The organism is Aromatoleum sp. (assembly GCF_035254505.1).
Lineage (GTDB): Bacteria > Pseudomonadota > Gammaproteobacteria > Burkholderiales > Rhodocyclaceae > Aromatoleum.
Genome location: NZ_DATFAO010000044.1, coordinates 247,834 through 260,864, shown reverse-complemented (window position 1 = coordinate 260,864; position 13,031 = coordinate 247,834). Strand labels below are relative to the sequence as shown.

12 protein-coding genes are annotated in these 13,031 nt (G+C 67.9%); 7 read left to right on the top strand and 5 right to left on the bottom strand.

Annotated elements, in window-relative coordinates:
* Positions 1-18: 18 nt before the first annotated feature.
* Positions 19-1,623, bottom strand: a complete 1,605-nt coding sequence (locus VJ673_RS08005) for an MFS transporter (RefSeq protein WP_324125538.1) — start codon at positions 1,621-1,623, stop codon at positions 19-21.
* A gap of 191 nt (positions 1,624-1,814) precedes the next feature.
* On the opposite strand from VJ673_RS08005, the gene VJ673_RS08000 reads away from it, so the two are divergent.
* The 4 genes from VJ673_RS08000 (at position 1,815) to VJ673_RS07985 (ending at position 5,020) form a co-directional block, all read left to right on the top strand.
* Positions 1,815-3,215 carry a DUF1615 domain-containing protein gene (locus VJ673_RS08000; RefSeq protein WP_324125537.1) on the top strand — a complete coding sequence of 467 codons (1,401 nt, stop codon included), beginning with the start codon at positions 1,815-1,817 and terminating at the stop codon, positions 3,213-3,215.
* Entirely contained in the window at positions 3,187-3,453 is a 267-nt protein-coding gene (locus VJ673_RS07995) for a diguanylate cyclase domain-containing protein (RefSeq protein ID WP_324125585.1), read from the top strand. Before VJ673_RS08000 ends, VJ673_RS07995 begins: the two co-directional genes overlap by 29 nt.
* Before the next feature lie 93 nt (positions 3,454-3,546).
* On the top strand, positions 3,547-3,867 hold the full coding sequence (locus VJ673_RS07990) for an EAL domain-containing protein (RefSeq protein ID WP_324125536.1): 321 nt from the start codon (positions 3,547-3,549) through the stop codon (positions 3,865-3,867).
* 331 nt (positions 3,868-4,198) lie between these two features.
* Entirely contained in the window at positions 4,199-5,020 is an 822-nt protein-coding gene (locus VJ673_RS07985) for a mechanosensitive ion channel family protein (protein WP_324125535.1), read from the top strand.
* A gap of 13 nt (positions 5,021-5,033) precedes the next feature.
* Here VJ673_RS07985 and VJ673_RS07980 read toward each other — a convergent pair whose 3' ends face one another.
* A complete protein-coding gene (locus VJ673_RS07980) occupies positions 5,034-6,683 on the bottom strand; it encodes an outer membrane protein assembly factor BamB family protein (protein WP_324125534.1) in 1,650 nt (549 codons plus the stop codon).
* 183 nt (positions 6,684-6,866) lie between these two features.
* Between VJ673_RS07980 and VJ673_RS07975 the strand changes: the two genes are divergently transcribed.
* Positions 6,867-7,571 carry a 2-phosphosulfolactate phosphatase gene (locus VJ673_RS07975; protein WP_324125533.1) on the top strand — a complete coding sequence of 235 codons (705 nt, stop codon included), beginning with the start codon at positions 6,867-6,869 and terminating at the stop codon, positions 7,569-7,571.
* Positions 7,572-7,616: 45 nt separating this feature from the next.
* Here VJ673_RS07975 and VJ673_RS07970 read toward each other — a convergent pair whose 3' ends face one another.
* Genes VJ673_RS07970 through VJ673_RS07960 form a run of 3 tightly spaced genes read right to left on the bottom strand, consistent with a single transcriptional unit; the run spans position 7,617 to position 10,146 of the window.
* Complete coding sequence (locus VJ673_RS07970; protein ID WP_324125531.1) at positions 7,617-8,015, bottom strand: hypothetical protein; 399 nt, start codon at positions 8,013-8,015, stop codon at positions 7,617-7,619.
* A gap of 51 nt (positions 8,016-8,066) precedes the next feature.
* Positions 8,067-9,125, bottom strand: a complete 1,059-nt coding sequence (locus VJ673_RS07965; protein WP_324125530.1) for an extracellular catalytic domain type 1 short-chain-length polyhydroxyalkanoate depolymerase — start codon at positions 9,123-9,125, stop codon at positions 8,067-8,069.
* 22 nt (positions 9,126-9,147) lie between these two features.
* Entirely contained in the window at positions 9,148-10,146 is a 999-nt protein-coding gene (locus VJ673_RS07960) for an alpha/beta fold hydrolase (protein WP_324125529.1), read from the bottom strand.
* 277 nt (positions 10,147-10,423) lie between these two features.
* On the opposite strand from VJ673_RS07960, the gene VJ673_RS07955 reads away from it, so the two are divergent.
* Positions 10,424-10,696, top strand: a complete 273-nt coding sequence (locus VJ673_RS07955) for an STAS domain-containing protein (RefSeq protein WP_324125528.1) — start codon at positions 10,424-10,426, stop codon at positions 10,694-10,696.
* Between the two features lie 241 nt (positions 10,697-10,937).
* Positions 10,938-13,031, top strand: a complete 2,094-nt coding sequence (locus tag VJ673_RS07950; RefSeq protein ID WP_324125527.1) for a sensor domain-containing protein — start codon at positions 10,938-10,940, stop codon at positions 13,029-13,031.

Sequence of the window (13,031 nt, the reverse complement as noted above, 5' to 3'; positions counted from 1 at the left end):
TGATAGCCCACGGTCTGCTCAGCTTCCGCTCATCGTCTCCGAAACGTAGCGACGGATGCGCGGCGCCTCGCTGCCGATGTGGAAGGCGAGCCGCCGTTCGCGCAGTCCAGCGTCGGCCGCGGTGAAGCGCTCGAGCCGGCGCTGGTGCTCGATCCAGTTCTCGTCGACGAAATACTCGATATAGCGCCCCGGCAGCGAGGTGTCGCGGAAGAGGCCCCAGGACATCGCGCCCTGGCGCAATCGCGCGCGGCGCGTCTCCCGCATGATCGCGGTGAAGCCCGCAGCACGCGCCGGGTCGATCAGGTATTCGATCGTCACCATGACCGGGCCCTCGTCGGGCTGGATGTCGACCGCGGGCGGCGGAATCGTCGAGCTCACCGTGGTGGGCGTCAGGTCTTCGTCGGTGGCGTGGACCTTCACGTGGCGGCGAGTGACGACCATCACCAGCGGCCCGACGACCGACGCGATCAGGATGCTGACGGTCACCGTCGTCAGATTCGCGACGTAGCCCCACAGCGCCGCGCCCGCCGCGCTGCCGCCCATCAGCGCCATCTGGTAGATCGCCATGCCGCGCGCCCGCACCCAGTTCGGCAGGCCCATCTGCGCGGCCACCGTCAGCGAGTTCGCGGTCGAGATCCACGCCATGCCGCCGACGACCATCGCCGGCACCGCGAGCCACAGCGTCGGCACCAGCACGACGACGACGGCGCAGGCCGCGTGCGTGAGCGTGCCCCAGCGCACGAAGGCTTCGCGCTCGAGCTTCTGCCGCAGGCGCGCGAGATTCAGCGCCGCCACCACCGCACCGCTGCCCATTGCGGCGAGCAGCAGCGTGTAGCTTCCTGCCCCGCCGCCATGTACGTTGCGCGCCACTAGCGGCAGCAGCGCCGTGAGCGAGGTCGATTGCAGGAAGAAGAGGAAGATGCGCGCGAGTACCCGGCGCATCGGCGGCGACTGCAGCACGTGTTGCAGCCCGACCCGCATCGCGGCGAGGAAGCGCTCGCCGGGCAGGGCGCCGATCTTCGGTTCGGTGCGCCAGCGCATGATCTGCACGAAGGCGATCACTGCGAGCAGCGCGTTGAGCATGAAGACGTAGGGACTGCCGACGCTCGCGAGCAGCGCGCCGGCGACGACCGGGCCGATCACGCGTGACATGTTCATCGCGACGCCGTTGAGCGCGAGCGCCGCCGGCAGGTCGTGGCGCGGCACGATGTCGGGGATGATCGCCGCGAACACCGGCCAGCGCATCGCGAGCCCGATGCCGTTGGCGAAGGTCAGCGCGAGCAGGAGCTCCGCGTTGAGCGCGCCGGTGAAGGACAGCGAGCCGAGCACGACCGCGACCAGCGCGACCCACAGCTGCGTGGCGGCGAAGTAGCGGCGGCGATCGACGATGTCGGCGAGCGCCCCGCTCGGCAGCCCCAGTACGAACACCGGCAAGGTGGACGCGGCCTGCACCATCGCGACCATGAAGGCGCTCGTCGTCAGCGAGGTCATCAGCCACGCGGAGGCGACGTCGTTCATCCACATCGTGACGTTGGCCGCGAGCCAGGCGAGCCACAGCATGCGGAACACGGGCAGGCGGAGCGGCGCGAGCGCGGAGGGCGCTTCGGCGGAATCGAGCGGCAAGGCTTCCTCCGTGGGGTGAGGGGGATCGGCGTCGATGTGCAGGGCCCGCGAATTTTTTCAGTATAGCGGGGTCAGTTCGACGGAAAACACATCCGCTTCCCCGATTCCCGCACGCGCTATCATTGCGCTTCGCGTCAGCCCGACGCGGTCGCGCCGCGTTGTTCCGATGCGACGCTCCTCCCTCCGAAAGCATGAACGCCTCACCGAAACTCCGTTCCCTCGCCGTCCTCCTTGCCCCCAGTCTGATCGTCGTCGCCGGTTGTGCCACCGGCCCTGCGCCCGTCGCCGTGCAGGCGCCCGCGCCGGTCGAGACGCTGCCGATGCCGGGGACGTCCGGCGGTCCCGTACCGCCTGCGCCGTCGACGCCCGCCGCGACCCCGCTTCCGATCCCCGGGCAAGAGATGCCGCGCGGGGGCAGCCGCCTTCCGCCGCTCGGCGTGCCCGCACCCGTGACGCCCGCGCCTGTTGTACCGGCAACGCCGGTGCCTGCTCCCGTCGCGCCGGCTCCCCGCCCGCCCGGCCCGCGCGAGCTCGAGGCCCGCGCCCGGCTGCAGGCGCTGCTGCCGCCGAGCGTCGTGCGCGACCGCGACGAGTGGGCGGCTGACATCGCCGCGGCCTTCGGTGCGCTGCAACTCGCGCCGAGCGCCGAAAACCTGTGCGCCTCGATCGCCGTGATCGAGCAGGAGTCCGGCTTCCAGGCCGACCCCGTGGTGCCCGGCCTGTCCCGCATCGCGTGGAAGGAGATCGAAACGCGCCGGCAACGTTACGGCATCCCCAAACTCGCGCTGGATGCGGCGCTGTCGAAGACCTCGCCCGACGGCCGGAGCTATCGCCAGCGCATCGACAACCTGCGCACCGAGCGGCAGATGAGCGTGCTCTACGGCGACATCGTCGACGAGGTTCCCGGCGGCAAGCTGCTTTTGAGCGGCTACAACCCGGTTCATACCGGCGGGCCGATGCAGGTCAGCGTTGCCTTCGCCGAGGCGCACGCGCGCACCCGGCCCTATCCCGGCATGGGGCGCGGCAATATCCGTGAAGCGGTGTTCTCGCGCCGCGGGGGACTCCACTTCGGCATCGCCCACCTGCTCGACTACCCGGTGAGTTATCCGAGCCCGCTCTACCGCTTCGCCGACTTCAACGCCGGCCATTACGCCAGCCGCAATGCCGCCTTCCAGCTGGCGGTCGCGCGCCTGACCGGGCAGACCCTCGCCCCGGACGGCGACCTGCTGCGCTACGAGAACGGCGAGCCGTCGCGGACCCTGAGCGCGACGCAGAAGGCGCTGTTCAAGCTCTCGATGCCCTTGCGCCTGTCCCGTGGCGAGATCCTGACCGCGCTGGAGCAGGAAAAGAGCGATGCCTTCGCCCGTACCGCGCTCTACCAGCGCCTCTTCGCGCTCGCAGACCAGCGCGCTGGCCGGCCCGTGCCGCGCGAGGCGCTGCCGCGCATCAGCCTCAAGAGCCCGAAGATCACACGCAAGCTCACCACCGCCTGGTTCGCCGAACGGGTCAATGGCCGCTACGCGAGTTGCATGGGCCGGGCGCAGCCGGTGATGCTGACGCCAACTGCGGGGCGCGCTCGTCCGGCGGGCTGAAGTAAGGTCCGATTCCGCCCGACCTCGTGTTGCTCGACATCCTGATGCCCGCCATGGACGGCTATGCGACAGCGACACGATCGCCCGCCTCGGCGGCGACGAGTTCAACATCATCCTCGAACACAGCGAGGACATGCCGATCGACCTGATGGCGCAACGCATGATCGACGCCTTCGCCGAGCCCTTCGTCGTAGGCGACCATTTCCGGCCGACGGCGCGAGCGCGGAAGTGCTCCTGAGCAGCGCCGACGCCGCGCTGCACCAGGCGAAGATGCAGGGCCGTGGCATCCAGCGCTTCTTCTCGCCGGAGATGACCCGCCGCGCGAAGGAACGTGTCGCGCTCGACGCCGGCCTCGAAGTGCTGGTGCGTCTCCACCGTGCAGCTGAGCCGCGGCAACCTTGTCGGATCGGTCCGGAGCGCGCTCGCAGCGAGCGGCATTGCACCCGAACAGCTCGAACTCGAAATCACCGAGAGCTTCGTGATGGCCGACCGCGAGAAGTCCTTCAAGACGCTCGCCGAACTGAAGGCGCTCGGCGTGCACCTGTCGATCGACGACTTCGGCACCGGCTATTCCTCGCGGGGCTACCTGCGGCAGCTCGACGTCCATACGATCAAGATCGTCCGCTCCTTCGTATCCGACATGACGAGCTGACCGTCATCGCCGAGGGCGTCGAGGAGGAAGTCCAGGCGCACGTCCTGCGCTCGATGCGCTGCAACGTGATGCAGGGCTTCCTCGTCAGCCGCCCGCTGCCCGTTGGGCGGATGACCGAGTTCCTCGCCTCATACCGGCCCGGCCATGCGACCTGATCCGGTTCGACGGCAGCTGGGCCTCGGCGGAGGTCTGGACGGGGCGGATTTCGCGTTCGCGCGCAGTCCTTCCGTGCATTTGCAATATTCACGGTCTACGCTGATTGCATGACGTATGTCGCGTCGCATTCTTCTCTGTCATTTCCTCGATCCGCAACCCGCTCCGGAGCATCGCCATGGAACAGATAGACAGCTACCGCCAGCTCATGATGACCTACGCGACCGACATCGGCCTGAAGATCCTCGCCGCGATCGTCTTCTGGATCGTCGGCCGCTGGCTGATCGGCCTCGCCGAGCGCCTGCTGCTGCAGGCGATGGCACGCCAGAAGGTCGACCCGACGTTGATGCGCTACGTCGGCAGCTTCCTGGCGGTGACGCTGAACATCATCCTGGTCGTCGCCATCCTGGGCTACTTCGGCGTGCAGACCACCACCTTCGCCGCCCTGGTGGCCGGCATCGGCGTCGCGATCGGCGCAGCCTGGGGCGGGCTGCTCGGCAACCTCGCCGCCGGGATCTTCCTGGTCGTGCTGCGTCCGTTCAAGGTCGGCGACTTCATCTCGGCCGCGGGCGTCGTCGGCACGGTCAGGGAAATCGGGCTGTTCGCGACCACGCTCAACACGCCGGACAACGTGCTGACCCTGATCGGCAACACCAAGGTGTTCGGCGACACGGTGCAGAACTTCACCGCCAACCCCTACCGCCGGGTCGATCTGAAATGCCAGCTCGCCGGCAGCGCCGACCATCTCGCAGCGATGCAACTGCTGCGCGAAAAACTGCTGGCGGTGCCGAACGTGCTCGCGAGTCCGGCCCCCGAAGTCGACATCCTCGAATTCAACCTCGTCGGCCCGGTGCTCGCCGTGCGCCCCTTCTGCCACAACGACCACTACTGGCAGGTCTATTTCGACGGCAACCGCGTCATCCGCGAGAGCCTCGCGTCGGCCGGCTTCCCGGCGCCGGTCCCGGCGCAGGTGATGATCATGCAGCAGTCCGGGGGCTGAGTCGCCGGGGCGCTCAGCGCGCCGTCGCACTCGCCGTGTTGGAGTATTCCGAACTCCCCGCAGTGTTGGTGGCGCGCAGGCGGTAGGAATACGTCGATTTCGACTTCACCTGCGAGTCCGACCACGAAGTCGCGGTTGCGGCAAGCTGGGCGACGGGGGCGAAGGCAGTGCAGGCGCTTCCCGCGCAGCGCTCCACCATGATCGAGCTGGCGTCGCTGGCGGTATTGCGCCAGACCAGGTCGATCCTGCGCCGCGTCGTCGAACTCGCCACCAGGCTTGCCGGGGCGGTCGGCAGGGGCACGATATCGGGCGGAGGCGTCACGACATTGGCCGGCACCGACCAGCACGTGACCAACGCATCGTAGCCCCCGGTGGCGCACACGTCGCCATTCGGCAGTGCTGCCGCCCAGATCGTCTCCAACGTCGAGAACGCCACCCACAGCAGTTGTCCGCTCGAACTGTAGCCCGCCGTCACGCCGGGGATGTAGCCGCCGGCAAGGTTGGGCCCGCCCCGGCCCGTGACCACCGTGGTGCCGTCCGGCATCACCAGCACCGCCCGCGGGATCTCGTCGGTGTTGAGCTTGCCGTCGCGGACCGCTTCCCAGCGCACCGTACCGGTAGTCTCGAGCGCGACCGTGTACCAATCGAGGAATCCGCGATTCGTCTGCCCGGTCACCGCCAGGCTTCCGTCGGGCGCCATCGTCATCCGCAGGCCGAAGGCATCGTTGCCGTCCGCGGGCTTGCGGTCGGTCCGCCACAGGCGCTTTCCGGTCGCACGCTCGTACGCAACCACCGTGAGGAAGTACTTGAGTGCGGGCGTTCCCGCGCCGGTCGCGCCTTGGCCGGTCACATAGACCCGTGTGGCATCGACCACGACATCCTTCGCGGTCGTGCCTTCGGCGGCGGTCACCTGCCACTTGCGGACGCCCGTCGCGGCGTCATACGCGATCGTGTTCCACGACGCGCCGCCGGAGATCCCGCCGGTCACCACCACGTCGCCGCCGTCGGGGCTCAGGGCCAGCGACGAGGCGAGGGCGTAGCCGCTGCCCGTCAGATCCCGCTGCGACCAGAGCAGGGTGCCGGAAGGGTCGTACTTCTGGACGAACATGCCGCTTCCCCGGCCGCTCAGCGCCAGATAGGCGTTGCCGTCCGCATCGACGACGAGCCGGCCGACGGTCGGGAGGAATCCCACCGCCGGCTCGACGCGCCACAGCAGTGCTCCGTTCATGTCGAAGCGGAGCAGGGTGGTCTGGATCGGATTGCCGCTCGAATTGATGTTGTGACCGACCGCCAGGAAATCGCCGTTCGGGGCCGCAACCACCCAGTCGCCGACGAAGGTTCCCGACGCCGGGCTGACGGTGTTGCGCCAGCGGAACACGCCGTTCTCGGTGTACGAGGTGACGGCCAGATCGCGCCCTTGGGACGGCCCCGACACGATGGCCACATTGCCCCTGGCATCGACGGCCATCCGCGCCGCCTGTCCGGCGCTGTCGATCCCCGCGGAAAGACCTCCCGCTGTCCACTGCAGCACCGGCTCGGTGATGGCAGCGTCGGCCGGTGGGATCATCCCCGCCACGAGCATCAGGACGGCCGTCGCCGTGGCCATTGCCCGGCCGCTTCGGCATGCCTTGATCAGGGATTGAGCGTCGAAGTACCCTTGCATGATCCGATCTCCTGCAGCCACCATCTGGTGCAAAAAGTATAGGAACGGCTGTCGCCGCTCGCGGACGCGAACGGCATTGGTTTGATGGCCGTCAATAAAATCGCCGGGTGCTCGTGGGAGGACGTTCGGGCGGGGGTTTCGCCGATCGACACACGCCTACCCCCTTTGCCGTATGATCACCCGATGGAGATCCATCGCATCAGCCTGCATCGCCTTGTGCAGGTGCCGCATGATTTCGACACCGTCGTCGTGATCGATGTGTTGCGCTCGTTCTCGACCGCGGCTTACGCGTTCGCGGCCGGTGCGTCGGAAATCCGCCCCGTGCAGACCGCCGCCGAGGCCCAGCTGCTGCTGAACCGGATGCCGCACGCGCTCACCGTCGGCGCACTGCCCGGCGGCCGGCCGATGCCCGGCTTCGAGCTCGGGAATTCGCCCTCGCATGTGCAGGCGCTCGCATTGGCCGGCCGCCCGGTGATCCTGACGACCGCCGCCGGCGTCCAGGCCCTGATCCGCTTCGGCCACGTGCCCCGCCTCTTCGCCGCGAGCCTCGTCTGTGCGGGCGCGACGCTCGCCGCGCTGCAGGCCGTCGCGCCGCAACGCATCGCGCTGCTCACGACCGGTGAATGGACCGACCGCGACGGCGACGAGGACATCGCCTGCGCCGACTACCTCGCCGCGGGCCTGCTCGGCCATCCGATCAGCCACGAGGTCCTCAGCCGACGCGTGCGAGACTCCGACTTCGGCCGGCGCTTCGTCGCCGGCACCGACCCGGCACTGCCGCTGGCCGACCTGGAGCTGTGCGCGCTCGTCGATCGCTTCGACTTTGCGATGCCGGTCGTGCGTGAGGACGACGGGCCGGTGATGCGGGCGCTACGGGCGACGTCGTAAGAAGGTCTGTCGGCGCCTTCCGCCGCTGTAAATCTTTCCGCGGCTTCACGTCGATTTGTCGGATTTCGACCGCTCCGGCCGCTCCTCCTCGGACTCGGGCTCGATCGTCAGTCCGCCCGGATCGCGCACGATCGCGTCGGGTAGGATGTCGTTCGCCTCGCGGCTCGTGTCGTCGCGGCCCGCGCTGCGCCGCTCGCCGGTGCCCTCGGCATCGGTGTCGCTGTCGAGGTCGACGTCGCCGACGTCGGGGCCGGCTCCGCGGCCGCGGTCGACGTCCGACGTCGTGCCTGCGTCATTGTCGAGACCCGCGTCGTCCGCAAGGCCGGGCGCGCCCGCGATATCGCTGCCGCTGTCGGAACTGTCGCTCGGCCCCAGATCGCCGGTGCTGTGTCCCCGAGGCGTGACCGGAACCGGGTCGCCGCCCAGAATGCTGCTCTTCGCCATGATCGTTCTCCTTGGGTGAGAGAAGCGGGCGCTGCATTCCTTGTTCCCGGCTCAGGCCGAGCTCACCGTCGCTTCGAAGAAGCGCCATGCGAGCTTCAGCGCGTCGGGGCCGTGCGGATCCGAGAACGCTTGTCGGGCTGTTCCGCCGCTCCACGCATGGCCGAGGCCCGCGATGCGGATGAGCCGCACCTGCGTGTGGCCCCCATGCTTCCAGTCGGTCACGGTGTAGGCCCGGCGCTGGCCGCGTTGGGCCTGCCGCGGGCGGGCCTGCGTGATCTTCGCGGGCGAGTGGAGGTCGAGCCATAGGCGCACCGAGGCGTCCGCGTTCGCATCCGCGACACCGTGGTCCGCGTCGCCGTGGATCACGAGCAGCGGCGGCAGGCGGCGACCCGCGAGCCGGTGGCGCAGCGTGTCGTGATGCGGCTGGCGCCGTCCGCGCATCGCCTGCCCTGCCTGCAAGGGACTCGACGCGCTGTGGGGCACGGCGCCCGAATGCGTGCCGACCGCTGCGAAGAGCGACGGATAGCGCAGCGCGAGCGTCAGCGCCATCGCACCGCCGGCGGAAAGACCGAGGCCGAACACCTGGTCGACGCGCAGCCGGTGCGTGCTGCAGACGTGATCGACGATCGTCTTCAGGATCGCGGCCTCGGTCGCGACTAGCTGTTCGTGGCCGAACCAGTTCCAGCATCGATGGGGATTCGCCTCCTGCGCCTGTTCGGGCAGCAGCACCGCGTAGGAGCCGGCGCGCGCGTTCGCCGCGGCGCGGGTCGTGGCCGCGAAGCTCGCCGAATCCTGGCCGCAGCCGTGCAGCAGCACGACGAGCGGCAAGGAGCGCCGCAGGCCGGGCGGAAGGTAGAGCCGATAGCGGCGCATCGCGAGCGGCCCGAGGCCCCAGCGCCCTTCCTCCCAGCGGCCGCCCGCCCGCGTCGACGGCGCCCGCGTGGGCGAGGCGACGCCGGTCAGCATCTGCGCCGCCGTCTTCTTCAGGACGGGCGCGGCGCGTTTCGCCGTGGCCTTGCCGGCCGCGCGCTGGATATGCGCCGACGCGCGCGCGGTACTGCGCGCCAGGTCGAACCAGGCGCCGATCCATTTCGACCGCCGTGCGTTCATGCCCGCAAGCTGGCTGGACGCCTTACGCGGGCGCGCGGACGGGCATCGCGGCCGTCGGTGCGAGGCCCGTGCTGACGGCGATGCGGTCGACGGCCTGCGCGATCTCCGCGCTCATGTCGTAGTGAAGCATGTGCCCCTCGCCCGGAATCATGTGCAGCGTGCTGCGCGCGATTTCGTCGTGAAGACGCAGCGACTGCTTTTGCTGCTTGGCGTGCTTGTCGTCGATGCCCGCGAAGATCTCGACCGGAACCGAAATCTCCCGGTAGTGCCGGGACAGCTCGGCCGTCGCCGGCACCATCAACGCGCCGTCCTCCGCCGCCGCCCTGAGCTGCCAGGGCCGCAGCATCAAGGACTGCGGCACCGACGCGACGAAGCGCGGATCGACTTGGCGCGGCGAGAATTCGTTGCGCAGCACGGGCCGCATGATCAGCTTCCCGATCAGCGGCGACACGGTGTAGCGCATCACATCACCGATCAGCGGAATGGCCGGTCCGGCGCCGAGCAGGCTGTCGAGGCGCAGCGTTGGAAAATAGTAGCCGGACACGAGCACCAGCCCGCGCACCAGCGACTCCCGGTCGAGCGCGAGCGCCAACGCGACCAGAGTGCCGAAGGAGTGGCCGACCACGATCGGCCGCTCCGCGCCGAGCATCTCGCAGGCCCGGTCGAGGAGTCGCGCTTGGGCCGCGGGCGTCCACACCCGGCTGCGCGGCCGCGTGCTGAAGCCGAATCCCGGCCGGTCGAAGGCAATCACGCGATAGTGGGCGGCGAGGCGGTCGAGCAGCCCGCAGCCCGCGAAATCCTCCGCGCGCGTGCCGTTGCCATGCAGCAGCAAGACGGGCGCGCCCGAGCCGCGCTCGATATAGTGCAGCCGCACCCCATCGACTTCGACAAAATTTCCAGCGGGGGGAAATTGCTTCTCCGCCCGTTTCGCATTGCGTCGTGACCACCACGCGGCCGCCGACAGCGCGCCGGCAACCCACAGGCCCACACTCACACGCCTGTCCCGAGTAGAAAGTTCCATTGCAGATTCCTCGACGTAGAAGGCTCCGGGTGCAGTCGCCCGGCACGTCGAATCAGCAATCGATATACCTTGCGCCAGCGGGTGCGGACTCGACGTCCTGTCATGCGCATCGCATTAACTACGTGAAATAGATATTCCGGTAGTCAAAATACTTACATTCCGTAATATCGCCGACCGATCAGGGCTCGTACCATCGCGTCTTCCAAAACAAGCGGGTGTGGGCCGGCGATCCCGGGAAGCACTCGATAAGAACGGTAAGAGAGTGGAGGGACATTCGATGCGAGTTACATTGCTTGAAGGCGGTGAGGTTTCCCGCCTGGTATTCGAAGGAGACATGACGTTGGAGTTCTCCAACGAAATGGAGGATCGGATCCTCGGCGCGATGCGCCGGCGCAAGCCGGTGCAGGTCGATCTGTCGGCGGTCGAGGAGATCGACCTGTGCGGCCTGCACATGCTGGGCATGATGCAGACGATGGGCAAGGACAAGATGGATATCGTCGCGACCTCGCCCGCGGTCGATCGGCGCTTCAGAACGCTGCTCTCCAACTAGCGGCGCGCAGTCGTCGCAGGGAGAAAGCAGGCCCGGGCAATGAGGAGGGGGAGATGCGCAGAGCGCCACAAGGTGCCGCGCCGGATGTGCGGGGCTGTGCCGACCGCGGTGCAGCCCCGCGTTCCGATGGCTGTCCTCCGGGCCGAGTCGGCCGCGCCCGAAAGCCTTGAGCCGCGCGCTTGGCGAATGAACGGCAGAAGTCTATCCTACGCTTCACTCGATCCGGAACAAGGGTGGTGCGATGGATCAATGCCGGATTCCTCGCGGCACAGGCTTCCTCAACCATGACTTCGAGGAAATCTTCGACGCGATTCCGGTTGCCGTGTTCATCAAGGATCGCGACAGCCGCATCGTGCTGATCAACCGCGCCTGCGAGGCGCAGTGGGGTGTGCCGCGCGAAGCGATCTGCGGCACCGACGGCGCGCAGTTCTTCCCGCCGGAGCAGACGCAGGCCTTCATCGAGAAGGACAAGGAAGTCTTTCGCAACGGCGCGCAGATCGAGTTCGAGGAGGAATTCTGGAACTCGACGCTGCAGGAAAACCGCATCGGCCACACGGTCAAGAAACCGATCTACGACGCCGCCGGCGAGCCGGCCTACCTGGTCGGGATCACCTCGGACATTACCGAGCGCAAGCTCGCCGAGAGCGCGCGTCGCCAGATCGAGGAGTCGATGAAGCTCGCGGCCCAGATCTACCGCTCGAGCAGCGAAGCGATCATGGTCACCGACGAGCACAACCGCATCGTCGACGTGAACGACGCCTTCACGCGGCTGATGGGTTACGAGCTCTCCGAGATCGAGGGCAAGGACCCCAAGATCATGCAGTCGGGCCTGCACGACAAGGAGTTCTATCGGCAGTTCTGGCAGGCGATCACGGAACACGGGCGCTGGCAGGGCGAAGTCTGGGACCGTCGCAGCGACGGCCAGTTGATCGCGAAGTGGGTCACGATCAGCGTCATCCGCAACCCTGACGGCAGCGTCTTCCGGCACGTCGCGCAGTTCTCCGACATCACGGAGAAGAAGCAGCAGGATGAGCTGATCTGGCATCAGGCGAATTTCGATCCGCTGACCGACCTGCCCAACCGGCGGCTCTTCCGCGACCGGCTCGAGCAGGAGGTCAAGAAGGCGCACCGCACCGGCAAACCGCTCGCGCTGCTCTTCATCGATCTCGACCACTTCAAGGAAATCAACGACACCTTCGGGCACGACAAGGGCGACCTGCTGCTGGCCGAGGCGGCGCGGCGCATCCGCCTGTGCGTGCGCGACACCGACACCCTCGCTCGCCTGGGGGGCGACGAGTTCACGGTGATCATCCCGGAGTTCCAGGGGGTGGTCGCGGTCGAGCGCATCGCGCAGCAGATCATCGCGGAGCTCAGCACTCCGTTCGAGTTCGGAAGCGATCACGGCGAGATCTCGGCGAGCGTCGGCATCACGGTCTATCCCGACGATGCGGAGAGCCTCGAGGAGCTGATGAAGCTCGCGGACCGCGCGATGTATCTCGCCAAGGATCAGGGCCGGGGCCGGTTCGCCTACTTCACCGAGAGCATGCAGCGCCAGGCCGAGGAAAAGCGCGTGCTGACCAGCGACCTGAGGCACGCGCTGACGCGCGACGAGCTGATCGTCTATTTCCAGCCCATCGTCGACGCCACCACGGCCCGCATCGTCAAAGCCGAGGCCTTGCTGCGCTGGCGGCATCCGGTGCGCGGCATCGTCAGTCCGATGGACTTCATCCCGCTGGCGGAGGAATCCGGCTTGATCCTCGAAATCGGCGAGTGGGTGTTCCAGCGCGCGATCGACGCCGTCGCCCACTGGCAGGAAGCGTTCGGCCGGCTGATTCCGGTCAGCGTGAACAAGTCGCCGCTGCAGTTCGCCGAGCAATCGGCCGGCAATCGGTGGATGGAGCGCCTGCGCACCCTGTCCTTGCCCAGCCACAGCATCACGGTCGAAATCACCGAGAGCATCCTGATCAAGGATTCGCCGACCGTGAAGCGCCGCCTGCTCGACTTTCGCAATCGCGGCGTCGAAGTGTCGATCGATGATTTCGGCACCGGCTTTTCCTCGCTGTCCTACCTGAAGCAGTTCGACGTCGATTTCCTGAAGATCGATCGTTCCTTCATCGGCAATCTGGCCGAGGACGCGGCCGACAAGGCGCTCACCGAGGCGATCATCGTGATGGCGCACAAGCTCGGCTTGAAGACCATCGCCGAAGGGGTGGAAACCGAAGCGCAGCGCGACATGCTGGTGCGCTTCGCGTGCGACTATGCGCAGGGCTACCTCTTTTCCGAGCCGCTGCCGATCGAGGGTTTCGACGCGCTGCTGCAGGCCCAGACCGCCTGA